Source organism: Thioclava sp. PTB-PU3-1, from assembly GCF_055666785.1.
In genome coordinates, this window is sequence record NZ_JBVNVL010000005.1 from 284,947 (window position 1) to 308,753 (window position 23,807).

Sequence of the window (23,807 nt, forward strand, 5' to 3'; positions counted from 1 at the left end):
CCGGGAACCGGTTGGGCGGCGCTTTACATGAAAGAGACGAGCATATGGCATCTGCTGCAGAGCAAATGGCGGCGAACCTCAGCTGGGACGCCCTGGGCAAAGCCACCGAGCTGCGCCAGCGCATCTTCTTCACCATTGGTTTGCTGATCATCTACCGCCTCGGGACCTATATTCCGGTTCCGGGCATCGACGCGCAGGCACTGCGCGAATTCATGCAAAGCGCGGGCTCTGGCCTCGGCGGCGTGTTGTCGATGTTCACGGGCGGTGCGCTCGGCCGGATGGGCGTCTTCGCGCTCGGCATCATGCCCTACATCTCGGCCTCGATCATCATCCAGCTTCTGACCGCTCTGGTGCCCGCACTCGAGCAGATGAAGAAGGAAGGCGAACAGGGCCGCAAGAAGATCAACCAGATCACGCGCTATGCGACCGTGGCTCTGGCGACCTTCCAGGCATGGGGTCTGGCCGTATCGCTCGAGAAGGGCGATCTGGCGCATGATCCGGGCCTGTTCTTCGTCGCTGCCGTGGTCATCACGCTCGTCGGCGGCACCATGTTCCTGATGTGGCTGGGTGAGCAGATCACCGCACGCGGCATCGGCAACGGCATCTCGCTGATCATCTTCGTCGGTATCGTCGCGGAAATCCCGGCGGCTCTCGCCCGCTTCCTCGAGCAGGGCCGCGCCGGTGCGATCTCCACTCCGGTGATCCTCGGGGTGATCCTGATGATCGCGATCGTGATCACCTTCGTCGTCTTCATGGAACGCGCGCTGCGCAAGATCCATATCCAGTATCCGCGCCGTCAGGTGGGGATGAAGGTCTATGACGGCGGCTCCAGCCACCTGCCGATCAAGGTGAACCCGGCGGGCGTCATCCCGGCGATCTTCGCCTCGTCGCTGCTGCTGCTGCCGACCACGATCGCAACCTTCTCGGGCCAGAACACCGGTCCGGTGATGTCGACGATCCTCGCCTATTTCGGCCCGGGGCAGCCGCTGTATCTGCTGTTCTACGTCGCGATGATCGTGTTCTTCGCCTACTTCTACACCGCGAACGTGTCGTTCAAATCGGACGAAGTCGCGGATAACCTGAAGAGCCAAGGCGGCTTCGTGCCCGGCATCCGTCCCGGCAAGAAGACCGAAGAATATCTCGACTACGTCGTCAGCCGCGTTCTCGTGATCGGTTCCGCCTATCTCGCCGCGGTCTGCCTTCTGCCCGAGATCCTGCGTTCGCAGCTGTCCATCCCGTTCTACTTCGGCGGCACCTCGGTTCTGATCGTGGTCACTGTGTCGATGGACACCATCAACCAAATTCAGTCGCATCTTCTGGCCCACCAATACGAGGGTCTGATCGAGCGCTCGCAACTTCGCGGCCGTTCGGGCAAGAAGAAGAAGGGGCCGCGCAAGCCGCCCGCGCGCCGCTAAATCCGCCAAGCGTTTTCAGGGGGAGCCGACATGGCAAATATCATTCTTCTCGGCCCGCCCGGCGCGGGCAAGGGCACCCAGGCCCGCCGTCTCGTCGAAGAGCGCGGCATGGTCCAACTCTCCACCGGCGACATGCTGCGTGAAGCGAAGGACTCGGGCACCGAGATGGGCAATCTCGTCGCCGATGTCATGGCCAAGGGCCAGCTCGTGACCGACGAGATCGTCATCGGTCTGATCGAGGAAAAGCTCGCCGCCGGTGGCGAGGGCTTCATCTTCGACGGCTTCCCGCGCACGCTGGGGCAGGCCGACGCTCTGGGCAAGCTGCTCGCCAAGATGGGCACCAAGCTCGACGCGGTGATCGAGATGCAGGTGGATGACGAGGCGCTCGTCGCCCGCATCACCGGTCGCTCGACCTGCGGCGGCTGCGGCGAAGTCTATCACGACCAGACCAAGCCTTGGCCCGCAGACGGCAAATGCGAAAAGTGCGGCAGCACCGACGTGAAGCGCCGCGCTGACGACAACGAAGACAGTCTGCGCACCCGGTTGATGGAGTATTACAAGAAGACTTCTCCGCTGATCGGCTACTACTACCACGCGGGCGATCTGTTCACGATCGACGGGCTGGCCGAAATCGAGACCGTGGCGACCTCGATCGCACGAATTCTCGATCAGCAAGAGCAATCGTAAATGAAGCCTTGACCCGGAGGGCGTTTACCTCTAGGTCACGGCGTCTCCGGCGGGAATCGTTTCCGAGAAGGGAAGATTCTCGAGGGAGTTAATCGTGGGGTCCGAAGCGCCAGTTTCGGGCCTCGTGTTGTGAAAAAAGGGCCTGGGGTTACGGGCTCGCAACGAAAGGATACACGCTTTGGCACGTATTGCTGGCGTCAACATTCCGACCGGGAAACGCGTCCCGATCGCACTTACCTACATCACCGGGATCGGTCCTCACTCGGCTAAGCAGATCTGCGAAGCTACCGGTGTCGACGTGACCCGTCGCGTCAACGAGCTTTCGGACTCCGAAGTGCTCGCCATCCGCGAACATATCGACGCCAATTACACCGTCGAGGGCGACCTGCGCCGTGAAGTTCAGATGAACGTCAAGCGCCTGATGGATCTCGGCTGCTACCGTGGCCTGCGTCACCGTCGCAACCTGCCCGTGCGCGGTCAGCGCACCCATACGAATGCGCGTACGCGCAAAGGTCCGGCGAAACCCATCGCTGGCAAGAAGAAGTAAGGGGAGGCAGGACAAATGGCTCGTGATAAGGTTCGCGCTAAGCGCAAGGAACGCAAGAACATCGCCGCTGGCGTCGTTCATGTGAACTCCTCGTTCAACAACACCAAAATCCTGATCTCTGACGTGCAGGGCAACGCGATCTCGTGGTCGTCGGCTGGCACGATGGGCTTCAAGGGCTCGCGTAAGTCGACCCCCTACGCCGCTCAGATGGCTGCAGAAGATGCGGCCAAGAAGGCTCAGGATCACGGTCTGCGCACCGTGGACGTCGAAGTTCAGGGCCCCGGTTCGGGTCGTGAATCGGCGCTGCGCGCGCTGGCTGCGGTCGGTCTGACCGTCACCTCGATCCGTGACGTGACCCCGATCGCCCATAACGGCTGCCGCCCGCCGAAGCGTCGCCGCGTCTAATCAAGATTACGACGGTCGGGCCGTGCGGATTCCCCGTGCGGCCCGCCCGCATTTTTCGGTTTTATCCTCGGGCGTCCCCGACTTTGGGCATGGGTCTGGGACAGGTATGGAGGCAAACGCATGATCCACAAGAATTGGGCTGAACTCATCAAGCCGACGCAGCTTGAAATCAAGCCCGGCAACGACCCGCTGCGTCAGGCGACGATCGTCGCTGAACCGCTCGAGCGTGGCTTTGGCCTGACGCTCGGCAACGCACTGCGCCGCGTGCTGCTCTCGTCGCTTCAGGGCGCCGCGATCACCAGCGTCCAGATCGACAACGTGCTGCACGAGTTCTCCTCGGTCGCAGGCGTTCGTGAAGACGTCACCGACATCGTCCTGAACCTCAAGGGCGTGGCTCTGCGTATGGACGTTGAAGGTCCGAAGCGCCTCTCGATCTCGGCCAAGGGCCCGGGCGTCGTGACCGCTGGCGACATCACCGAGACCGCGGGCATCGAGGTCCTCAACAAGGATCACGTGATCTGCCACCTCGACGATGGTGCCGATCTGTTCATGGAATTGACCGTGAACACCGGCAAAGGCTACGTCGCCGCCGACAAGAACCGTCCCGAGGATGCGCCGATCGGCCTGATCCCGGTCGACGCGATCTATTCGCCGGTCAAGAAAGTCGCCTACGAAGTGCAGCCGACCCGTGAAGGTCAGGTTCTGGACTACGACAAGCTGACCATGAAGGTCGAGACCGACGGTTCGCTCTCGGCCGAGGACGCGGTGGCGTTTGCTGCCCGCATCCTGCAGGACCAGCTGTCGATCTTCGTGAACTTCGAAGAGCCGGAATCGGCTGGCAAGCAGGACCAGGACGACGGTCTCGAGTTCAACCCGCTTCTGCTGAAGAAAGTGGACGAGCTGGAACTGTCCGTGCGTTCGGCGAACTGCCTGAAGAACGACAACATCGTCTATATCGGCGACCTGATCCAGAAGACCGAAGCCGAGATGCTCCGCACCCCGAACTTCGGCCGCAAGTCGCTGAACGAGATCAAGGAAGTGCTCTCGGGCATGGGCCTGCATCTCGGGATGGAAGTCGAAGATTGGCCGCCGGAGAACATCGAAGATCTGGCCAAGCGTTTCGAAGACCAGTTCTGATTGACGAATTGAGGGGCGTTGGCTAAACGCCCCTCCAATGCCCGGGCTGCCGGGGACGATCTGGGTCACAAGACCCCAAGGTGAGCCGGTGACACGCATCGCTGGCCTGACAAAGCAAAACGCAAGATTGGAGATAGACAATGCGTCACGCACGTGGCTACCGCCGCCTCAACCGCACCCATGAACACCGCAAGGCGCTCTTCGCCAACATGGCTGGCTCGCTGATCGAGCACGAGCAGATCAAGACGACCCTGCCGAAGGCGAAAGAACTGCGCCCGGTCATCGAGAAGCTGATCACGCTCGCCAAGCGCGGTGATCTGCACGCACGCCGTCAGGCGGCCTCGCAGCTCAAGCAGGACCAGTATGTCGCGAAACTCTTCGACATCCTCGGCCCGCGCTACAAGGACCGTCAGGGCGGCTACGTTCGCATTATGAAAGCCGGTTTCCGTTACGGCGACATGGCTCCGATGGCGATCATCGAATTCGTCGAGCGCGATCTGGACGCAAAAGGTGCGGCAGATAAGGCACGCGTCGAAGCCGAAGAGGCTGCCGAGGATTGATCCTCGCGACCGATTTCCCTGCGAAATCAATGAGAATTGCGAAATCCCGCCTATTAGGCGGGATTTTCTTATTTCCGCCTGCATTTTCCCGCATTTCTCACGCAAAAGGTTATTGCGCAGATGATGCGCATTCGCGAGTGTAAGCGCGTGGGCGGGTAGGGACGTAATGTCACTGTCGGAGCGAACTCCGCACGGCGCGAACACTTTTAAGTTGACCGGGTTAATTCCAAACTGTCTAAAAAGATATGTCGATACAGAGCAGAATCGATTTGAAACTTCGTGACTTGGATCGTTTAGCTCCAAGCGGTTATTTTGTTGGACTGCATATTCGTTTTACGGCGCCTTTGATGACGTTCCAGACTTACGACAAAGCCTGGCTCGATCATTATACCGCAAACGGCTATGTGCTCCGTGACCCTATGACTGCTTGGGGGTTTAGCGAGACCGGCTCAATCCGGTGGAGCGACCCGCGGTTACCCGATCCTTTCCGTCTCTTCGATGAGGCCAAACACTATGGTCTGATCTACGGGGCGACAGTCTCATGCGGCCCGATCCGGTCCCGTACTATCGCAAGCATGGCGCGCGATGATCGGGAATTCGACCTACCCGAGATCGAGACCTTTGAGCTTATCGTGCGCGAATTGCACGACATGACTCAACCGCCTGAGGAACTCACGAGAGCTCAGATCGAAGCCCTGCGCTGTGTTGCTGGGGGTGACCGACACGCGGCGGCGGCCGCGAAACTTGGAATTTCGGAAAGCGCGCTCAAGGCGCGGCTGAATTCTGCGCGCGCAAGACTGATGGCTCGGACGACCGCCGAAGCTATTCAGCGCGCAAAGGATTTCCGCCTGTTATAGTGTTGTTGACCCTCCGCACGGCTGTACTGTGACTAACCTGCAGGAGGAAGACATGCAGACCACTACGCTTTCGTTCACCAATTTTCATAATCACGGTGAGCTTTTCGCAAACATGCTGCGCGCCAGGCGCGAGCTCTTCATTGTCCAGAATAAATGGGATCTCCCAGAAGCGATGGGCATGGAATATGACCAGTATGACACCCCGGCGAGCCGCTGGGTGGTCGTCCATGACGAGCTGGGCAAGGTGCTGGCAGGCAACCGTCTGACGCCCACGACGACGACCTGCGGGATCTATAGCTACATGATCCGCGATGCGCAGCGGGGGCTGCTCGCGACGATCCCGTCCAATCTTCTCTATGACGAAGCTCCGGTCAGTGAGACCGTCTGGGAAAGCTCGCGTCTGTTCGTGTCCCATGACGTTCCGATGGCGATGCGCCGCAAGGTTCATGCGCGTCTCGTGCAGGAAATCGGCAATTCGGCGCGTGAGCTTGGCGCAAGTTCCGCCCTTACCCTTCTGAACGCGAATTGGCCGCGTTGGGCGGGTCGGGTTGGCGTGGATATGACTGCGATGGGACCGGTGCTGGAGATCGACGGGATCAAGAACCAGGTCGTATCGATGAACTTTTCCCAAAACCTTCATTAAAGGGATGGGAAAGATTAGAGCCCCCGTGCGCCCCACACGCGCGGGGGCTTTTCGTTGGCGGACCGAGACACTAGGTTCACGCCATCATGGCCGACCTATTCGACACGCCCCCCGACCCCAATGCGCCTGCGCCCGAAGCGCCGCGCCCGCTCGCTGATCGCATCCGCCCGAAAACTCTGGGTGAGGTGATCGGTCAGGAACAGGTACTCGGTCCCGATGGGCCCTTGGGGGCAATGCTGGCTGCAGGCTCGCTCGGATCTCTGATCCTCTGGGGGCCGCCGGGTGTCGGCAAGACCACCATCGCACGACTGCTGGCCGATGCCTCCGATCGCGCCTTCGTCCAGATTTCCGCAATCTTCACCGGCGTGCCGGAACTGCGCAAAGTCTTCGAGGCCGCCAAGCTGCGGCGCGGGCAGGGCAGGGGCACGCTCCTCTTCGTCGATGAGATCCACCGCTTCAACAAGGCGCAGCAGGACAGCTTCCTGCCGCATATGGAAGACGGCACGATCATGTTGGTGGGCGCCACCACCGAGAACCCGAGCTTCGAGCTGAACGCCGCTGTGCTGAGCCGGGCGCAGGTCATGGTGCTCGAACGTCTCGACCTCGCCGATCTCGAACGCCTCGCACAGCGTGCCGAGAAGGCGCTCGGTCGGCCGCTGCCGCTGACCGGCAAGGCGCGCGAGGCGCTGCTGGAAATGGCCGACGGCGACGGCCGCGCGCTTCTGAACCTGATTGAGCAGGTGGCGGCGTGGAAAGTGACCGGCAATCTCGACACCGACGCGCTTTCGACCCGGCTGATGCGCCGCGCAGCGAAATACGACAAGTCGGGCGATGAGCATTACAACCTGATCTCGGCGCTCCATAAATCCGTGCGGGGGTCGGATCCGGACGCGGCGCTCTATTGGTTCGCGCGGATGCTGGAGGGCGGCGAGGACCCGCGCTATCTCGCGCGGCGCTTCGTCCGAATGGCGGTCGAGGATATCGGGCTGGCCGACCCGCAGGCCCAGACCCATGCGCTCCATGCGTGGGAAATATACGAGCGGATCGGCTCGCCCGAGGGGGAACTGGCTTTGGCGCAGACGGTGATCTACCTCGCGCTCGCCCCGAAATCCAACGCGGGCTACGTTGCCTATAAAGGTGCGCGGGCGCAGGCGCAGAAGACCGGATCGGAGCCGCCGCCCAAACATATCCTCAACGCCCCGACCAAGCTGATGTCCGAACAGGGCTATGGCGCGGGCTATGCCTATGACCACGACGCCGAGGACGGCTTCTCGGGGCAGAACTACTTCCCCGACACGATGAAGCGCCCGGTCCTCTACCAGCCGGTCGAGCGTGGCTTCGAGCGCGAGTTGAAAAAGCGGGTCGACTGGTTTGCCAAGCTGCGTGAACAGCGCAAATCTTGACATTCAGGCCTGTGACCGCTCTTAGGGCGCCAAAGGAGACAGCGATGCTTTCTACGATTTTGCAGGTCGCGCTAGGCGGCGCGATGGGTGCATCGGGGCGGTACCTCGTCGGCGTCGGAATGATGCGCAGCTTCGGTGCGCAGCCTTTCCCGCTGGGCGTCATCACGGTGAACATTCTCGGCTCGTTCCTGATGGGCGCGCTCGTGGTGTTCCTCGGTGACAAGCAGCTGACCCATTGGAACGCCTTCCTCGCGACCGGCTTTCTCGGGGGCTTCACCACATTCTCCTCTTTCTCGCTCGAAGCCTATCGCTTGATCGAGAAAGGCGATGTCACATTGGCAGTCAGTTATATCGGACTGTCGGTCGGCGCGGGGCTTCTGGGCCTTGTCGCTGGCATTCTATTGATGAGGGCCATGCTATGAGCGGCGTCCAGCATATCACCGTCACCGAGGACGAGGGCGAACAGCGCCTCGACCGGTTCCTGAAAAAGCGTTTCCCGCATCTGTCTCAGGGCATGATCGAAAAGTTCTGCCGCAAAGGCGATCTGCGCGTGGACAAGGGTCGGGTGAAGGCCAATTCGCGCGTCGCTCCGGGGCAGGAGATCCGCGTGCCGCCGATCCCCGATTCCGCGCCCGCGCCGAGGACCGAGGGCATTTCGGAGGAGGATGCGAAATTCATCCAGAGCTGCGTGCTCTGGAAGGACGAGCATATAATCGCGCTCAACAAGCCGCCGGGGCTGCCCTCTCAGGGCGGCTCGGGGCAGGGCAACCGCCATGTCGACGGGCTGAGCGAGGCGCTGACATTCGGCTACAAGGACAAGCCAAAGCTGGTGCATCGCTTGGACAAGGACACCTCCGGCGTTCTGCTGCTTGCGCGCACCGACCGGGTCGCGCGCCGCCTGTCCGAGGCGTTCCGCGGCAAGACGACGCGCAAGATCTATTGGGCGGCCGTCGCAGGCGCGCCCGAACCGAAGACCGGCACGATCCGCTTTGGTCTCGTGAAAGCGCCGGGTCATGGCCGTGGCGGCGAGGGCGAGAAGATGATCTGCATCCATCCCGCTAAGGTCGACAAGACCGAAGGCGCCAAGCGCGCGACCACCGATTACTTCACGCTGCACATCCTCGGCCAGCGGGTGAGCTGGGTCGCGCTGGTGCCGATCACCGGGCGCACCCACCAGCTGCGCGCGCATATGGCCGAGATCGGCAGCCCGATCATCGGCGACGGCAAATATGGCGGCTCGAGCCAGGAAAACATGGGCGACGGCTGGGGCGCGCAACTGGGCGGCGAGATTTCCCGCAAGTTGCACCTGCACGCCCGTCAGATCAGCTTCGATCATCCGATCAGCGGCAAGCGGATCACGCTGACCGCGCCGCTACCCGAGCACATGAAGCGAACCTGGGACCTGCTGGATTGGCACGAGAACGACGTGCCCGCCGACCCGTTCGAGGATCTGAAATGAAGCTCGCGATCTTCGACGTCGACGGCACGATCTCGGACAGCCAGAACCACATCACCCATGCGATGACGATCGGGTTCGAGGCGGCGGGTCTGCCCGCCCCGCCGGCCTCCGCCGTGTTGCAGATCGTGGGTCTGTCGCTGCCGCTCGCGGTGGCGCGGCTTGCGCCGGAGCACGATGCCGAGACGCAGGCGCGTATCGTCGAGGGCTACAAGCAAAGCTACAAGACTGCGCGCGCGGCTTCGCCCGCGCCGCTCTATCCCGGGGCCGAGGCGCTGCTGCGCAAGCTCGCCGCGCGCGACGACATGCTGCTGGCGGTCGCCACCGGTAAATCTCGCCGCGGCCTTCGCGCGCTGATCGAGCATCACGGTCTGGACGGGCTCTTCGTCAGCCAGCAGACCGCCGACGATCACCCCTCGAAGCCGCACCCGTCGATGATCGGCGCGGCGTTGAGCGAGGCGGGCGTGGACGCACGCGACGCGGTGATGATCGGCGATACCAGCTTCGATATCGAAATGGGCCGCAGCGCGGGCGTCGCGACGATCGGCGTGCGCTGGGGCTACCACGCGCCGAACCTGCTCGAAGCGGCGGGCGCGCATCAGATGGTCGATGATTTCGACGGGCTGGAAACGACACTTCTGGATCTGTGGGAGATGAGCGCATGAGCGAATGGGCGGCCAAACGGTTCTGGACGGAAACCACCGTCACCGAGCACCCCGAGGGGTTCGGCGTGGCGCTGGACGGGCGTGCGGTGAAGACGCCGGCGAAAGCCGCGCTGACCGTCCCGACCCGCGCCTATGCCGAGGCCATCGCGGCCGAATGGGACGCGCAGGACGGCGCGATCCAGCCCCATACGATGCCGGTCACCCGCTCTGCCAATGCGGCGATCGACAAGGTGGCGCATCAGCATCCCGAGGTCGTCACCCATGTCTGCGAATTCGGCGGCACCGATCTTCTGTGCTACCGTGCCGAGGCTCCGACGGAACTGGTCGAGCTTCAGGCCGCGAAATGGGACCCGCTGCTGGAATGGGCGGCGCAAACCTATGGCGCGGAGCTGAAGGTCACGACGGGAATTCTTCCGGTCGATCAGCCTGCCGACCATCTGGCGCGCCTGGAGACGGAGGTGGCAAACCTCGACCCCTTCGCGCTGGCGGCGCTGCATGATCTCGTGGGCATCACGGGCTCCCTCGTGCTGGGGCTGGCCGTCACCCGCGGCAGGCTCTCGGCCGAGGAAGCATGGGAAATTTCGCGGCTCGACGAGGACTGGCAAATCGCTCAATGGGGCGATGACGAAGAGGCGGCGGAGATCGCTGCACACAAGCGCGAGGCGCTGTGTGACGCGGCTCGAATCTGGACGCTCACCGAAAGGTGACCGCCGCGGATTCTCACGCCGCTTATTGACCTGCCAAAAGCATCATCACTTGCTGACGATTTACGCAGGGGCCCTCACGAATTCCGGAAACTAGCCTTGACCTTCTTTGATCGGATGGACCAAACTTTCGTTACTCCGTGTCATGGAGACACGATCGACCAGGTCCGTGAGGGACCAAGAACCGCTCTGTCAGAGCGGCGACAACAGGAAGAGGTAAAAATGAAGAAATCCGTCTTTTTCGGCGCGCTGACGGCTGCGACGCTGACTGCCGGTCTGGCTGGCGCGGCCACGCTCGATGACGTGAAATCGCGCGGAGAGCTGATCTGCGGCGTGAACACCGGTCTCGTGGGCTTCGCCGCGCCGGATGCCAACGGTAACTGGTCCGGCTTCGACGTCGCGGTCTGCCAGGCCGTCGCCGCCGCTGTGCTGGGCGACCCCTCGAAGGTTAAATACGTCCCCACCTCGGGCCAGACGCGCTTCACCGCGCTCGGTTCGGGCGAAGTGGACCTGCTCGCACGCAACACCACCTGGACCTTCTCGCGCGACACCGACCTTAAGCTTCAGTTCACCGCGACCAACTACTACGACGGTCAGGGCTTCATGGTCCGCAAGGATTCGGGCGTGACCTCGGCCAAGGAACTCGACGGTGCGTCGATCTGTATCCAGACCGGCACCACGACCGAGCTGAACCTCGCCGACTACTTCAAGGCCAACAACATGTCCTATCAGCCGATCACGGTTGATTCGAACGCCGAGGGCGAACAGCAGTTCCTCGCCGGCGCGTGTGACGCCTACACGACCGACGCGTCGGGCCTCGCAGCCACCCGCGCCGCTTTCGCGAACCCTTCCGACTACGTGATCCTGCCGGAAATCATCTCGAAAGAGCCGCTGGCTCCGGCCGTCCGTCAGGGCGACGATCAGTGGACCGACATCGTCCGCTGGACCGTCTTCGCGCTGATCGGCGCTGAAGAATACGGCGTGACCTCGGCCAATATCGACGAGCTGGCCAAAGGCACCGACAACCCGGAAGTCAACCGCCTGCTCGGCACCGAGGGTGACCTCGGCGCGATGATCGGCCTCGACAAGGATTGGGCCGTCAAAGCCATCAAGGCCAACGGCAACTACGGTGAAATCTTCGCCGCGACCATTGGCGAGCAGACCCCGATCGGTCTGGCCCGTGGCCTGAACGCTCAGTGGACCCAAGGCGGTCTGATGTACGCTCCTCCCTTCCGTTAAGAAGGGCCCGGCAGGGGCGCGGTTCAATCCGCGCCCCTGTTCCGTTTTCAAGAGACCGTGCGTAGGGGAGACATCCCCACAGTGGCCCGTAAGAATGGCCTGACAAAAATAACGACGCGGCAACAGGGGAAATAAGAATGACAAGCGCGCCCGACGCGCCGGAGCAGGGCTTCCGGCTCAGCCAGCTTATCTATGACACGCGTTATCGCTCCCTGACGATTCAGGCGATCGTCTTCATCCTCGTGATGGGCGGCGCGGCATGGCTGGTGGACAATGTGATCCAGAACCTCAACGACCTCGGGAAGGATTTCAATTTCTCCTTCCTCGGGCAGAGGGCCGGTTACGATATCGGCAATGCGATCATCCCGTATAACAACGACATGAGCCACGGACGTGCGCTGCTTGTCGGTCTGATCAACACGCTCTGGGTATCCTTCCTGGGCTGCGTCGCCGCGACGATCATCGGGATCTTCGTGGGCGTGCTGCGCCTGTCGAAGAACTGGCTCGTGGCGCGGCTGATGACCGTCTATGTCGAGGTCTTCCGCAACATTCCGGTGCTGCTGTGGATCCTGGTGGCGATCGCGCTGCTGACCGATGTGGCCCCGTCGCCCAACGCCTATAAGGTGAACCAGCAGACGGGCGAGGCGCAGGCCTCGATGCTGCTCGACTCGGTCGCTTTCACCAACCGCTACACCGCGATCCCGTCGGTGCATTTCGATCGCTCGCTCGGCACGCTCGACACGGCGCTTGCACCGATCTCGCTCAACTTCCTTGCGCTGGTGATCGTGCTGATCGCCTCGATCTGGGTGAACAAGCGGATGCTGACCCACGCCGCCAAGGTGCAGGAGGCGACCGGGGTACGACCTACAATGTGGTGGAAGAGCGCGCTCGTGCTGATCGCGCCCGTTGTGATCCTCGCCATTGCGCTCGGGATCAATCCCGAAGAGCCCCAGATCAAGGGCTTCAACTTCACAGGCGGCACGAACGTGTCGAACTCCTTCGTGGCGCTCTGGCTCGGCCTGTCGCTCTATACGGCGGCCTTCATCGCCGAGATCGTCCGCGCCGGTATCCTCGCCATCTCGAAAGGTCAGACCGAGGCCGCCTTCGCGCTGGGTCTGCGGGCCAATCGCACGATGAGCCTCGTGATCCTGCCGCAGGCGCTGCGGGTCATCATCCCGCCGCTGATCTCGCAATATCTGAACCTGACGAAGAACTCCTCGCTCGCGATCGCCGTGGGCTATCTTGAACTGCGCGGCACGTTGGGCGGCATCACCCTGAACCAGACCGGGCGCGAGCTTGAGGCGATCACGCTGATGATGCTGATCTACCTCGCGATCTCGCTGTCGATCTCGGGCGTGATGAACGTCTACAACAATCGCGTGAAGCTGAAGGAGCGGTGAGATGAGCGATACACAAGCCCATTCCGTCGCCTATGTCCGCGACACGATGCTGCCGCAACAGCCTGCCCCCGCAGGGCAGTCCGGTGCGGTCCAATGGCTGCGCGAGAACCTGTTCTCGGGCTGGCTGAACACCTTGCTGACCCTTCTGGGCGTGGCCGTGATCTACACGCTGGTCATGCATTTCCTTCCCTGGTTCCTGCATGGCGTCTGGGACGCCAACTCGATCAAGGAATGCCGCACGATCATCACCGACCGTTACGGCGAGGGCGCGACCGGCGCCTGCTGGGCGGTGATCCGCGAGCGTTGGCACCAGTTCATCTTCGGCTTCTACCCGCCGGAACTGTACTGGCGCCCGATCCTGACCTTCCTGCTGCTCTTCGTGGCGGTCGGCCCGCTTCTCTTCACCTGGGTGCCGCGCGTGCTGGCCTGGTTCACGCCGGTCTACCCGTTCCTCGCAGTCTGGCTGCTCTGGGGCGGCTCGGGCTGGACGCCGATCATGATCTTCGCAGGCTTCGTGCTGGGCGCGGCGATCCTGTTGCTGCTGTCACCGCGGCTTGGCTCGATCATGGCGTTCTCGATCGGCGCTTTCGTCGCGATCCTCTACTTCCTCTTCGTGGTGGGGCCGCTCATCGACGGGTTGCAGGCGATCCTGCCGTGGGGGCTGGAATCGGTGGACTCCGCCAAGTTCGGGGGCTTCCTGCTGGCGATCACGCTGGGCGTGGGCGGCATCATGATGTCGCTGCCGCTGGGGATCGTGCTCGCGCTCGGGCGGCAATCCGACATGCCGCTGGTCAAAGGCTTCTCGGTGGTCTTCATCGAATTCATTCGCGGCGTGCCTCTGATCACGCTGCTGTTCGTGGCCTCGCTGCTGCTGAACTACTTCCTGCCGCCGGGCACGAATTTCGACATCATCCTGCGGGTGATGATCCTCGTGACCTTCTTCGCTGCGGCCTATATCGCCGAGGTGATCCGCGGCGGTCTGGCAGCACTCCCGCGCGGCCAATACGAGGCGGCGGATGCACTGGGGCTCGATTACTGGAAGGCGCAGCGGCTGATCATCCTGCCGCAGGCGCTGAAGATCTCGATCCCGGGCATCGTCTCCACCTTCATCGGCATGTTCAAGGATACGACGCTGGTCGTGTTCGTGGGTCTCTTCGATCCGCTCAAGGGCATCCCGGACTTCATCCGCGCCGACTTCAACTGGAAAGGCATCTACTGGGAGCCCTTCATCTTCGTCGGCGCCATCTTCTTTATCCTGAACTTCGCCATGTCGCGCTACTCGATGTCTCTCGAGCGTCGACTGCAGCGTGATAACCATTAATCGGGGACTAGACACAATGACCGAACCGCAATTCGAACGTCAGGTCGACCGCAGCCATATGCAGGTCTCCGACGAGGTCGCGATCCAGATCGAGAACATGAACAAGTGGTATGGCCAGTTCCACGTCCTGCGCGACATCGATCTGACCGTGCAACGTGGCGAGCGTATCGTGATCGCCGGGCCTTCGGGCTCGGGGAAATCGACGCTGATCCGCTGCATCAACCGTTTGGAGGAACACCAAGCGGGCAAGATCGTCGTCGACGGGATCGAGCTGACGAACGACCTGAAGAACATCGACAAGGTCCGCCGCGAAGTCGGCATGGTGTTCCAGCACTTCAACCTGTTCCCGCATCTGACCATTCTCGAGAACCTGACGCTCGCCCCGATCTGGGTGCGCAAGACGCCCAAGAAGGAAGCCGAAGCGACGGCGATGCATTACCTCGAGAAGGTGAAAATCCCCGAGCAGGCCGACAAGTATCCCGGCCAGCTTTCGGGCGGTCAGCAGCAGCGTGTGGCGATCGCGCGCTCGCTGTGCATGAAGCCGCGGATCATGCTGTTCGACGAACCGACCTCGGCGCTCGATCCGGAGATGATCAAGGAAGTGCTCGACACGATGATCGAGCTGGCCGAAGAGGGGATGACCATGCTCTGCGTGACCCACGAGATGGGCTTCGCGCAGGCGGTGGCGAACCGGGTGATCTTCATGGCCGACGGTCAGATCGTCGAGCAGAACAACCCGCATGACTTCTTCAACAACCCGAAATCCGAGCGAACCCAGCAGTTCCTGAGCCAGATCCTCGGGCACTGAGAAAAGGCTGGGGGTTTCACACCCCCAGACCCCCGTGGGATATTTCCGCCAAGGCGAAGAATTAAAAAGGGGCGGCGCGAATACTCGTGCCGCCCCTTTTCTATATTCGGGTCTGATTTAAAGCAGGTCGGAAACCGCTTCGCGTTCTTCTTCCAGTTCGCCGACGGTGCGGGCCATCATCTCTTTCTGGAAATCGTTGAATTCCAGACCTTCGACGCGCTCGTAATGACCGTCCTTGCAGATCACCGGCAGGCCCACCATCAGCCCCTCGGGGATGTCGTAGAGGCCGGTCGACGGCACGGCCATCGACACCCATTTGCCGTCGGTCCCGTGAATCCAGTCATACATATGGTCGATCGCGGCATTCGCAGCGGAGGCAGCCGAAGAGGCGCCACGCGCTTCGATGATCGCCGCGCCACGGGTCGCGACCTGCGGGATCAGCGTCTCGCGATACCAAGTCTCATCGCCGATGATCTCGGAGAGCTTGCGGCCCTTCGCTTCGGCTTCGGTCCAGTCGGCGAACATGGTGGGCGAGTGGTTGCCCCAGACCACGAAGCGCTCGATGTCGTCGACATGCAGATCGGCTTTCGAGGCGAACTGCGTCAGCGCGCGGTTATGGTCGAGCCGGATCATCGCCGTGATGTTCTCGGTCGGGAAGTTCGGCGCGTTGGCCGCGAGGATCATTGCGTTGGTGTTGGCCGGGTTGCCGACGACCACGCATTTCGCGTCGCGCTTGGCGGCCTTGTCGAGCGCTTCGCCCTGCACGCGGAAGATCTCGGCATTGGCCGACAGCAGATCGCGGCGCTCCATGCCTTTGGTGCGGGGGCGCGAGCCCACGAAGAACGCGGCATCGATATCGGTGAAGGCGGTCACCGGATCATCGGTCACAACGGTGCCAGCGAGCAGCGGGAAGGCGCAGTCTTCCAGCTCCATCACCACGCCACGCACCGCGTCGAGCGCCTGCGGCAGGTCCAGAAGCTGCAAGATCACCGGCTGATCGGGACCGTAGACATCCCCCTTGGCGATGCGGAACAGCAGCGCGTAGCAGATCTGACCGGCAGCCCCGGTGACGGCGATGCGTTTCGGCGTTTGAGCGGACATGGAAACCCTCCTGTGATGATTACGCCAGAGAGATAGGGCACAGGCGCGCGGCTGGCCATAGAAAACCGTGCCCTAACGTCACGATCTTGGGAGGGAAAAGCTGTGCTCAGCCCCGGCGGGTCGGCGTGAAGAAATCGAGCACCGATCCCTGGCCCGGCTGCACCTCGTCCCAGCTGTCGATCTGGAAATCGACGATCAGCGTTGCGCAGGTCGGGAAGCGGCGGAAATCGGGATCGTGCAATGCGCGTGCGGGCAGGCGATGGGCGAATTCCGCGATGCCCGGGTTGTGGCCCAGCATCATCACGGTCGGCGCCGTAGCGGTCCGCAGGACCTGCAGCATCATCTCGGGGGCGGCATGGTAGAGATCCTCGACATAGCTCACCTCCGGCCGTGTCTCGATCACCGCGCGCTCCACCCGGTCCCATGTCTCGCGGGTGCGCGTCGCCGAGGAGCAGAGCACCTCTTCCGGCTCCAGCCCGCGCGAGGCGAGGAAATCGCCCAATTCAAGCGCGGCCGCGCGTCCGCGCGCATTGAGCGGGCGATCGCGATCCTCCATCGCCGGGTCGTCCCAGCTGGATTTGGCATGACGGGTCAGGATCAGGCGGCGATAGCCGAGCGGTGTCATGGGTGGAACTGCCTCATATGCCATGCGGATTGCTGAGGCAGCCTGCCATAGCTTTCACCTGCCGGGCAAGCGCGTCTTGCAAGACAGCCGTGATCGCGACAGGCCGCGCCTTCGGGGCGGTCGAGATGCGCATGACAGCTTTCCGTGTCGTAACCGTCGGGTTTGAGCGCATAGACCGGGCAGGCGGTGGCGCAGGGCGCAGGGCATCCGATGCAGGGATTGGCGGCGGGCGCGGGCAGGGGAAGCAAGCCAGGCAGGGCCAGCGCGCCCCGCACCGAGGCCCAGAGGCCCATATGCGCATGGCACATTAGATGGACCGGCGAGGCGAAGCTTTGTCCGCTTTTCACGGCCCAGCTCACGAAAGGCTGCCAAGGTGGGCCGGTGAAGGGGAAAAGCGCGCGGGCTTCAAATTGCCGTGCGAGGCCGCCGATCACCCGCGCAGACCAGCGGTCCAGCGGATCGGGCGCGTCCTCGGCGAATTCCGGCTGAGCGGTGACGTGATCCCAGAAGCCGGGCTCATTGGGCGAGATCAGCGCGATCGTCTCGCCATCCTCATGCAGCAGCCCCGACACGAAGAGCCGGTGCGGGGTCAGCGCCGCGGCGAGGGCAGAGATCACCGGCGGCGTCTCACTCACTGCGCGGTTTCACGCGCGGCTCGGTCGAGCGGATCATCGAGCCCGCCCCATGTTCGGTGAACAGCTCCAGCAGGCAGGCATTGGCGACGCGCCCGTCGACGATGACCACTGCGCGCACGCCCTCGTCGACCGCTTTCAGCGCGGTCTCGACCTTGGGGATCATGCCGCCCGCGATGGTGCCGTCTTCGATCAGGGCGGTCACGTCCTCGGGGGTGAGCTGGGTCATCACCTCGCCCGCCTTGTTCTTCACGCCCGCCACATCGGTCAGCAGAAGCAGGCGATCGGCGCGCAGCGCGCCCGCGATGGCGCCGGCGGCGGTGTCGCCATTGACGTTGAAGGTCTCGTTATCGGCCATGCCGGTCGCGACGGGGGCGATCACCGGGATCATGCCCGCGTTATAGAGATCGCGGATCACCTGCACGTTCATCTCGACCGGGCGACCGACGAAGCCCAGTTCGGGATCGTCAGCCTCGCAGACCATCAGGTCGTCATCCTTGCCCGAGATCCCGACCGCGCGGCCGCCCTGGTCGTTGATCGCCTGCACGATGCGCTTGTTGACGAGGCCCGAGAGGATCATCTCGACCACTTCGACGGTCGCCTTGTCGGTCACGCGCTTGCCGCGGACCCATTGGCTTTCGATGCCGAGCTTGCCCAGCATCTCGTTGATCATCGGTCCGCCGCCATGCACCACGACCGGGAAGATGCCGACCTGACGCATCAGCACGATATCGCGGGCGAAATCGGCCATCGCCTCTTCGTCGCCCATCGCGTTGCCGCCGAATTTCACCACGACCACGGCGCCGGAATAGCGTTGCAAGTAGGGCAAGGCTTCCGAGAGGGTGCGGGCGGTGGCGATCCAGTCACGATCCATGGTCTGCTTTCTCATCTGGCTGGTCCTCGGGCAGGGTGGTCCCATCTTGCTAGACCGTTCGCGCCGGGTTTGGAAGGGCGCAATCGGGGCCGTTGCGCTCGGAACAAAACCGACTAGGGTCGGGAGCGCGCTGACGGGGAGTTCGAGTAATGGATGATCGCAAAGTAATGCTGCTGACGGGGGCGAGCCGGGGCATCGGCCACGCAACGGTGAAACGCTTCGCAGCCGAAGGGTGGCGCGTCATCACCTGTTCGCGCCAGCCTTTCCCCGAGCAATGCCCGTGGGGCGGCGGGCGCGAGGATCACATCCAGGTCGATCTTGCCAAGCCCGACGAGGTGATCGACGCGATTGCCGATATTCGCAGCCGGATCGACGGACGGCTGCATGCGCTGGTCAACAATGCAGGGATTTCGCCGAAAGGGCCCGAGGGCGAGCGGCTCAATACGCTCGACACCGATCTGCGCACCTGGGGGCAGGTGTTCCACGTCAATTTCTTCGCCTCCATCGTGCTCGCGCGCGGGCTGGTCGAGGAGCTGTCGACCGCGCAGGGGGCCGTGGTCAACGTGACCTCTATCGCAGGTCTGCGGGTGCATCCTTTCGCAGGGGCCGCCTATTCAACCTCGAAAGCCGCGCTCAAGGCGCTGACGCGCGAGATGGCGCATGATTTCGGGCCATTGGGTGTGCGCGTGAACGCCATCGCGCCGGGCGAGATCGAAACCTCGATTCTCAGCCCGGGCACCGAGAAGATCGTCGAGAAACTGCCGCTGCGCCGCCTTGGGCAACCCTCGGAAGTGGCGGATGTGATCTGGTTCCTCTGCTCGGATGCGTCGAGCTACGTCACCGGCACCGAGATCGAGGTGAATGCCGGTCAGCACGTCTGAAGTGGAGTCCGAGACGGCTCAGGTCTTCTTGCCGATCTTCGGCTCCGTGCCCATCGCGAGGCGCGCGATATTGGTGCGGTGCCGCCAGAAGATCAGCACCGACAGGCCCGCCGCCAGCATCATCAATTCGCGATAGCCGAGGAAATAGGCCAGCGGCACCGTCGCAGCCGCCGAGACCAGCGCTGCGAGCGAGGAAATCCGCGTCAGCAGCGCCGTGACCAGCCAGACGGCGCAGGTCGCAAGGCCCACGGGCCAGGCCAGCGCAATCATCGTGCCGAGGAAGGTCGCCACCCCTTTGCCGCCCTGAAAGCGCAGCCAGACGGGATAGATGTGGCCGATGAAGGCAGCGGCGCCCGCCACTTGTGCGGCGGTCTCGCCCAGCGTGTAGCGTGCGATGAGAACCGCAATCGCGCCTTTGCCGCTGTCGAGGAGCAGGGTCGCAAGGGCCGCGCTCTTGCTGCCGGTGCGCAAGACATTCGTCGCGCCGATATTCCCGGAGCCGATCTTGCGCAGGTCGCCCAGTTTGAAAAGCTTGGTGATAACGAGCCCAAACGGCACAGATCCGAGCAGGTAGCCCAGTGCAGCCACCAGCCCGAGCCATGCTGACCCGTTCTCAATTCCCGGCATAAGCCTGCCCTCGCCTCATTTATGAGTCGTTATTGTTGTCATAAACCTGCACCCCCGCGACGAATGTGGCAAGCGTTTTGCCTTCCATTCGAGCAGTATCGAAGGGGGTATTCTTCGATTTTGAGCGCAGTTTGAAGCGATCGAGCACGAAAGGCGCATCTGGATCGAAGAGAACGAGATCGGCCGGAGCCCCCTCGCAAAGCCGCCCCTGCGGCAGTCCCAGACGCTTCGCCGGGTTAAGCGACATCGCCCGGAAGAGCTGTGGCAGGGTCAGCTGACCCGCATGGTAAAGGCGCATCGCGGCGGGCAGGATCGTCTCGAGCCCGACCGCGCCGGAAGCGGCTTCCTCGAAGGGCAGACGCTTGGATTCCTCGTCGGCGGGGGTGTGCAGCGAGCAGATCACGTCGATCGTGCCGTCGGCCACCGCCTCGATCACCGCAAGCCGGTCTTCCTCGTCGCGCAGCGGCGGCGTCAGTTTGAAGAAGGTCCGGTAATCGCCCACGTCGAGCGCGTTCAGCGTCAGGTGATGGATCGAGACCCCGGCGGTCACATCGAGCCCGGCTTCTTTCGCGCGCGCCAGCGCGGGCAGGGCCTTCGCGGTGGTGATCTGGTCGGCGTGATAGGCGAGACCGGTCATCTCCACCAGCGCCAGATCGCGGTCGAGCCCCATCCGCTCGGCCATCGGCGACACACCCGGCAAACCCCGCAGCGAGGCGAATTTGCCCGAAGTCACGGCGGAGCCTTTCGACAGGACCGGCTCTTGCGGATGGCCGATCACCAGAGCGCCCAGATGGGCCGCATAGGTGAAGGCGCGTTGCAGCACCTTGGTCTGATCCGAGACGCGGGTAACATCGGTGAAGGCCACCGCGCCCGCATCTTTCAGAAAGCCGATCTCGGTCATCTCCTGCCCGTCGCGGCCCTTGGTCAGCGCCGCCATGTGCAGGATGCGCACCGGCGCGTCCGCCGCGCGGCGGGTGACGAATTCCAGCGTCTCGGGGTTGTCGATGGCGGGCTGGGTGTCGGGACGGGCGATGATGGTGGTCACACCCCCGGCTGCAGCGGCCAGCGCCGCCGTGCGGAAGCTTTCCATGTGGCGCTCGCCCGGCTCACCGATCTTCACGCCCAGATCGACGATCCCCGGCGCGAGGTATTTGCCGCCGCAATCGATCACCTCGGCATCGGCGGGGGCGGACATATCGCCGATCGCCGCAATCAGGCCTCCGTCGATCACCACGTTTCCGGTGGTTTCGGTCAGCGCCTCGGGGTCGATCAGCTTGGCGTTTTCGAGGAATAGGGTCATGCGTCGTGCCTCACTTCGCCACCAGTTTGCGCGCGGCCTGCGCGCTCTCGATCTCACGCACCACGGGCCCCGCATCGGCGAGGTGGCGGATCAGATGCTTGTCGCCCGCCGTCGTCACGACCTGCACATCGCCCATCAGCGAGCGCACGCCGGAGATTTGCAGCAGCATCACCTGCTTGCCTTGCGGCCCGATCAGCCGCTTGTCGGTCAACTGCCAGCGCCGCGCGAAGGCCTCCGAGCGGAAATAGAGCCCGCGCGCCGCCATACCGACCACGACGGCGAAGCTTGCGATCACCACCTGATCGGGCTTGCCGAGCCAGAACAGCACTGTCGAGATCAGCACCGCGCCGATCACGGCCAGAACCGCGTGATCGGTCCAGTAGCGTTTCTTGTCTGCCGTGAAGACGGCCAGAACCTTTTCACCCTCGTCGAGCGGCAATTCGCTTTCGGGGCCGGGGCGGTAGTTGAGAACTTCGTCACGCTCGATCTTAGACATAGGTGCCCTCCGTCAGCGCGCGCCCGCGCTCGGCCCGCAGGTTGCGCGCCAAGAGGTCCATCACCGCCATGCGCACTGCCACGCCCATCTCGACCTGTTCCTGAATGACCGAGCGGTTGATGTCGTCGGCGATGGTGCCGTCGATCTCCACGCCGCGGTTCATCGGGCCCGGATGCATCACGATTGCGTCTTCCTTAGCGAAGGCGAGCTTCTCGGCATCCAACCCGTAACGGTGGAAATATTCGCGCTCGGAGGGGATGAAGCCGCCATCCATGCGCTCTTTCTGAAGCCGCAGCATCATCACCACATCGGCGTCGCGCAGCCCCTCGCGCATGTCGTGATAGACCTCGCAGCCGAATTCGGACACGCCCGAGGGCATGAGGGTCGGCGGCGCGATCAGGCGCACGCGGTTTTCCATCTTGCCCAGCAGGATCAGGTTCGAGCGCGCGACGCGGCTATGGGCGACATCGCCGCAGATCGCGACGGTGAGGCGTTTGATCCGGCCTTTCTCGCGCCGGATCGTCAGCGCATCCAGAAGCGCCTGCGTGGGATGTTCGTGCTTGCCGTCGCCCGCATTGATCACCGCGCATTCGACTTTCTGCGCCAGCAGATCGACCGCGCCGGACGAGCCATGCCGCACCACCAGCAGATCGGGATGCATCGCGTTCAGCGTCAGTGCGGTGTCGATCAGGGTCTCGCCCTTCTTCACCGACGAGGTCTGCATCGACATGTTCATGACGTCCGCCCCGAGCCGCTTGCCCGCAAGCTCGAAACTGGATTGGGTCCGCGTCGAATTCTCGAAGAACATGTTGATCGCGGTCATCCCGGCCAACGCGTCGGTCTTTTTCACCGTGCGACGGTTCAGATCCACATATTTTTCGGCGAGGTCGAGAACGGTGAGGATATCCTCGGGGCTCAGATGTTCGATCCCCAGCAGGTGCCTTGGGCGAAAAGCCATTGCGCGATGCTCCGGTTAGACTTCGATGCTTATGGCAAACGGGGGGGCGGGCGTCCAGCCGCTTTACCGTCGCAGCACCCATGAGGTAGGGTCGCGCAATGGAGACTCAGCCGACACCGGAACTCGACTATCACGCTGCTCTGGCCGCCCTCGAATGGCAGCTGGAAATGGGCGTCGATACGGTCATCGGCGATACGCCTGTCGATTGCTACGCGTTGCCCGACAAATCGGCGCAGGCCAAGGCGAAGGCCCCCGAGGCCGCGCCCGCGCCGGACCGGGAATTGCCGCCGGTCGCGCAGATGGCGAAAATCGAGGGTCCCGATCCGGTCGTCGTCGCAGGCGATGCGGCGGGTAAGGCCGACACGCTCGAGGCGCTACGCGCCGCCATCGACTCCTACGATATGTGCGATCTGAAGCTCGGGGCGCGCAACACGGTCTTTGCCGATGGCAAGCCCGCCGCGCGGGTGATGATCATCGGCGAGGCGCCGGGGCGCGAGGAGGATCAGAAAGGCCTGCCATTCGTGGGCCGCGCCGGTCAGCTTCTCGACAAGATGTTCGGCGCGATCGGCCTCTCGCGGCAATCGCCCGATGCCGAAGCCGCGCTCTATATCACCAATGTCCTGCCCTGGCGTCCGCCGGGCAATCGCGATCCCTCGCCTGCCGAGATCGCGCAGATGCTGCCGTTCCTCGCCCGCCATGTCGATCTCGCCGATCCCGACCTGATCGTTCTGATGGGCAATGCCGCCTGTGCGGCTGCGCTGGGCAAGCGCGGCATCCTGCGGTTGCGGGGCACCTGGGCCGAGGCCTTCGGGCGGCCCACGCTGCCGATGACGCACCCGGCCTATCTGCTGCGCAATCCGGCCGCCAAGCGCGAAGCCTGGGCCGATCTTCTGCAAATCCGCGCCCGTCTCGACCAGGCGTAAACCGCGCCAAACGGTCGCGCATTCGTGAAAAAGTGACGGACGTGGCGCCGTGACGCGTAGAGATAACCATTCCCTGCACCTATTTCGGCAAGGTAACATGGAAATCGCGCGACCGTGGGCAATTGCGAGCGCCCGCAGCACTG

At 63.2% G+C, this 23,807-nt stretch carries 27 protein-coding genes; 19 read left to right on the top strand and 8 right to left on the bottom strand.

Going from position 1 to position 23,807, the window contains the following annotated elements:
- Positions 1 to 44: 44 nt before the first annotated feature.
- The 17 genes from secY (at position 45) to ACZ7GB_RS15165 (ending at position 15,247) form a co-directional block, all read left to right on the top strand.
- Positions 45 to 1,415, top strand: a complete 1,371-nt coding sequence (gene secY, locus ACZ7GB_RS15085; RefSeq protein ID WP_078521797.1) for a preprotein translocase subunit SecY — start codon at positions 45 to 47, stop codon at positions 1,413 to 1,415.
- Between the two features lie 30 nt (positions 1,416 to 1,445).
- Positions 1,446 to 2,102: an adenylate kinase gene (locus tag ACZ7GB_RS15090; protein ID WP_083077701.1), complete on the top strand. Its 657-nt coding sequence runs from the start codon at positions 1,446 to 1,448 to the stop codon at positions 2,100 to 2,102.
- 178 nt (positions 2,103 to 2,280) lie between these two features.
- Positions 2,281 to 2,649: a 30S ribosomal protein S13 gene (gene rpsM / locus ACZ7GB_RS15095; protein ID WP_078521793.1), complete on the top strand. Its 369-nt coding sequence runs from the start codon at positions 2,281 to 2,283 to the stop codon at positions 2,647 to 2,649.
- Positions 2,650 to 2,664: 15 nt separating this feature from the next.
- The gene (gene rpsK / locus ACZ7GB_RS15100) at positions 2,665 to 3,054 is read left to right on the top strand and encodes a 30S ribosomal protein S11 (protein WP_078521791.1); all 390 of its coding nucleotides are present in this window, start codon (positions 2,665 to 2,667) and stop codon (positions 3,052 to 3,054) included.
- Positions 3,055 to 3,174: 120 nt separating this feature from the next.
- The gene (locus ACZ7GB_RS15105) at positions 3,175 to 4,191 is read left to right on the top strand and encodes a DNA-directed RNA polymerase subunit alpha (RefSeq protein WP_075775948.1); all 1,017 of its coding nucleotides are present in this window, start codon (positions 3,175 to 3,177) and stop codon (positions 4,189 to 4,191) included.
- Positions 4,192 to 4,331: 140 nt separating this feature from the next.
- The gene (gene rplQ, locus ACZ7GB_RS15110; RefSeq protein ID WP_078521789.1) at positions 4,332 to 4,751 is read left to right on the top strand and encodes a 50S ribosomal protein L17; all 420 of its coding nucleotides are present in this window, start codon (positions 4,332 to 4,334) and stop codon (positions 4,749 to 4,751) included.
- Between the two features lie 245 nt (positions 4,752 to 4,996).
- A complete protein-coding gene (locus ACZ7GB_RS15115) occupies positions 4,997 to 5,608 on the top strand; it encodes an autoinducer binding domain-containing protein (protein WP_078521787.1) in 612 nt (203 codons plus the stop codon).
- 52 nt (positions 5,609 to 5,660) lie between these two features.
- Positions 5,661 to 6,251 (top strand): acyl-homoserine-lactone synthase, encoded by a 591-nt coding sequence (locus tag ACZ7GB_RS15120; RefSeq protein ID WP_078545313.1) that lies wholly within the window; start codon positions 5,661 to 5,663, stop codon positions 6,249 to 6,251.
- Positions 6,252 to 6,337: 86 nt separating this feature from the next.
- Positions 6,338 to 7,654, top strand: coding sequence for a replication-associated recombination protein A (locus ACZ7GB_RS15125; RefSeq protein ID WP_472159331.1), 1,317 nt, complete (start codon positions 6,338 to 6,340; stop codon positions 7,652 to 7,654).
- A gap of 44 nt (positions 7,655 to 7,698) precedes the next feature.
- Positions 7,699 to 8,076, top strand: coding sequence for a fluoride efflux transporter CrcB (crcB, locus tag ACZ7GB_RS15130; protein WP_078545316.1), 378 nt, complete (start codon positions 7,699 to 7,701; stop codon positions 8,074 to 8,076).
- Entirely contained in the window at positions 8,073 to 9,113 is a 1,041-nt protein-coding gene (locus tag ACZ7GB_RS15135) for an RluA family pseudouridine synthase (RefSeq protein ID WP_472159333.1), read from the top strand. Before crcB ends, ACZ7GB_RS15135 begins: the two co-directional genes overlap by 4 nt.
- Complete coding sequence (locus ACZ7GB_RS15140; RefSeq protein WP_472159334.1) at positions 9,110 to 9,775, top strand: HAD-IA family hydrolase; 666 nt, start codon at positions 9,110 to 9,112, stop codon at positions 9,773 to 9,775. Before ACZ7GB_RS15135 ends, ACZ7GB_RS15140 begins: the two co-directional genes overlap by 4 nt.
- Positions 9,772 to 10,482, top strand: a complete 711-nt coding sequence (locus tag ACZ7GB_RS15145; protein ID WP_078604283.1) for an ATP12 family chaperone protein — start codon at positions 9,772 to 9,774, stop codon at positions 10,480 to 10,482. Before ACZ7GB_RS15140 ends, ACZ7GB_RS15145 begins: the two co-directional genes overlap by 4 nt.
- Positions 10,483 to 10,701: 219 nt before the next feature.
- Complete coding sequence (locus ACZ7GB_RS15150; RefSeq protein ID WP_078521773.1) at positions 10,702 to 11,718, top strand: amino acid ABC transporter substrate-binding protein; 1,017 nt, start codon at positions 10,702 to 10,704, stop codon at positions 11,716 to 11,718.
- Between the two features lie 137 nt (positions 11,719 to 11,855).
- Positions 11,856 to 13,118: an amino acid ABC transporter permease gene (locus tag ACZ7GB_RS15155; RefSeq protein WP_472159336.1), complete on the top strand. Its 1,263-nt coding sequence runs from the start codon at positions 11,856 to 11,858 to the stop codon at positions 13,116 to 13,118.
- 1 nt (position 13,119) lies between these two features.
- A complete protein-coding gene (locus ACZ7GB_RS15160) occupies positions 13,120 to 14,439 on the top strand; it encodes an amino acid ABC transporter permease (protein WP_472159337.1) in 1,320 nt (439 codons plus the stop codon).
- Positions 14,440 to 14,455: 16 nt separating this feature from the next.
- The gene (locus ACZ7GB_RS15165; RefSeq protein WP_078540191.1) at positions 14,456 to 15,247 is read left to right on the top strand and encodes an amino acid ABC transporter ATP-binding protein; all 792 of its coding nucleotides are present in this window, start codon (positions 14,456 to 14,458) and stop codon (positions 15,245 to 15,247) included.
- 117 nt (positions 15,248 to 15,364) lie between these two features.
- Here ACZ7GB_RS15165 and ACZ7GB_RS15170 read toward each other — a convergent pair whose 3' ends face one another.
- From ACZ7GB_RS15170 to argB, 4 genes are all read right to left on the bottom strand, one after another.
- Positions 15,365 to 16,348 carry a malate dehydrogenase gene (locus ACZ7GB_RS15170; RefSeq protein ID WP_078540190.1) on the bottom strand — a complete coding sequence of 328 codons (984 nt, stop codon included), beginning with the start codon at positions 16,346 to 16,348 and terminating at the stop codon, positions 15,365 to 15,367.
- Between the two features lie 106 nt (positions 16,349 to 16,454).
- Positions 16,455 to 16,973 (bottom strand): SixA phosphatase family protein, encoded by a 519-nt coding sequence (locus ACZ7GB_RS15175; protein WP_078540189.1) that lies wholly within the window; start codon positions 16,971 to 16,973, stop codon positions 16,455 to 16,457.
- On the bottom strand, positions 16,970 to 17,608 hold the full coding sequence (locus tag ACZ7GB_RS15180) for a ferredoxin (RefSeq protein ID WP_472159338.1): 639 nt from the start codon (positions 17,606 to 17,608) through the stop codon (positions 16,970 to 16,972). Before ACZ7GB_RS15180 ends, ACZ7GB_RS15175 begins: the two co-directional genes overlap by 4 nt.
- On the bottom strand, positions 17,601 to 18,479 hold the full coding sequence (argB, locus tag ACZ7GB_RS15185) for an acetylglutamate kinase (RefSeq protein WP_078521759.1): 879 nt from the start codon (positions 18,477 to 18,479) through the stop codon (positions 17,601 to 17,603). The genes ACZ7GB_RS15180 and argB overlap by 8 nt, the downstream gene beginning before the upstream one ends.
- Before the next feature lie 149 nt (positions 18,480 to 18,628).
- Here argB and ACZ7GB_RS15190 point away from each other — a divergent pair, with 149 nt between their 5' ends.
- A complete protein-coding gene (locus ACZ7GB_RS15190) occupies positions 18,629 to 19,360 on the top strand; it encodes an SDR family NAD(P)-dependent oxidoreductase (protein ID WP_078571373.1) in 732 nt (243 codons plus the stop codon).
- An 18-nt stretch (positions 19,361 to 19,378) separates the two neighbouring features.
- On the opposite strand, the gene plsY is transcribed toward ACZ7GB_RS15190, so the two are convergent.
- The 4 genes from plsY to ACZ7GB_RS15210 are packed head-to-tail and all read right to left on the bottom strand — an operon-like array spanning position 19,379 to position 22,741.
- Positions 19,379 to 19,987 (bottom strand): glycerol-3-phosphate 1-O-acyltransferase PlsY, encoded by a 609-nt coding sequence (gene plsY, locus ACZ7GB_RS15195; protein WP_078521757.1) that lies wholly within the window; start codon positions 19,985 to 19,987, stop codon positions 19,379 to 19,381.
- Positions 19,988 to 20,006: 19 nt separating this feature from the next.
- A complete protein-coding gene (gene pyrC / locus ACZ7GB_RS15200) occupies positions 20,007 to 21,287 on the bottom strand; it encodes a dihydroorotase (protein ID WP_472159340.1) in 1,281 nt (426 codons plus the stop codon).
- A 10-nt stretch (positions 21,288 to 21,297) separates the two neighbouring features.
- A complete protein-coding gene (locus ACZ7GB_RS15205; protein ID WP_078540184.1) occupies positions 21,298 to 21,783 on the bottom strand; it encodes a hypothetical protein in 486 nt (161 codons plus the stop codon).
- Positions 21,776 to 22,741: an aspartate carbamoyltransferase catalytic subunit gene (locus ACZ7GB_RS15210; protein WP_078540183.1), complete on the bottom strand. Its 966-nt coding sequence runs from the start codon at positions 22,739 to 22,741 to the stop codon at positions 21,776 to 21,778. Before ACZ7GB_RS15210 ends, ACZ7GB_RS15205 begins: the two co-directional genes overlap by 8 nt.
- A 98-nt stretch (positions 22,742 to 22,839) precedes the next feature.
- Between ACZ7GB_RS15210 and ACZ7GB_RS15215 the strand changes: the two genes are divergently transcribed.
- Positions 22,840 to 23,664 carry a uracil-DNA glycosylase gene (locus tag ACZ7GB_RS15215; RefSeq protein ID WP_472159342.1) on the top strand — a complete coding sequence of 275 codons (825 nt, stop codon included), beginning with the start codon at positions 22,840 to 22,842 and terminating at the stop codon, positions 23,662 to 23,664.
- Positions 23,665 to 23,807 lie beyond the last annotated feature (143 nt).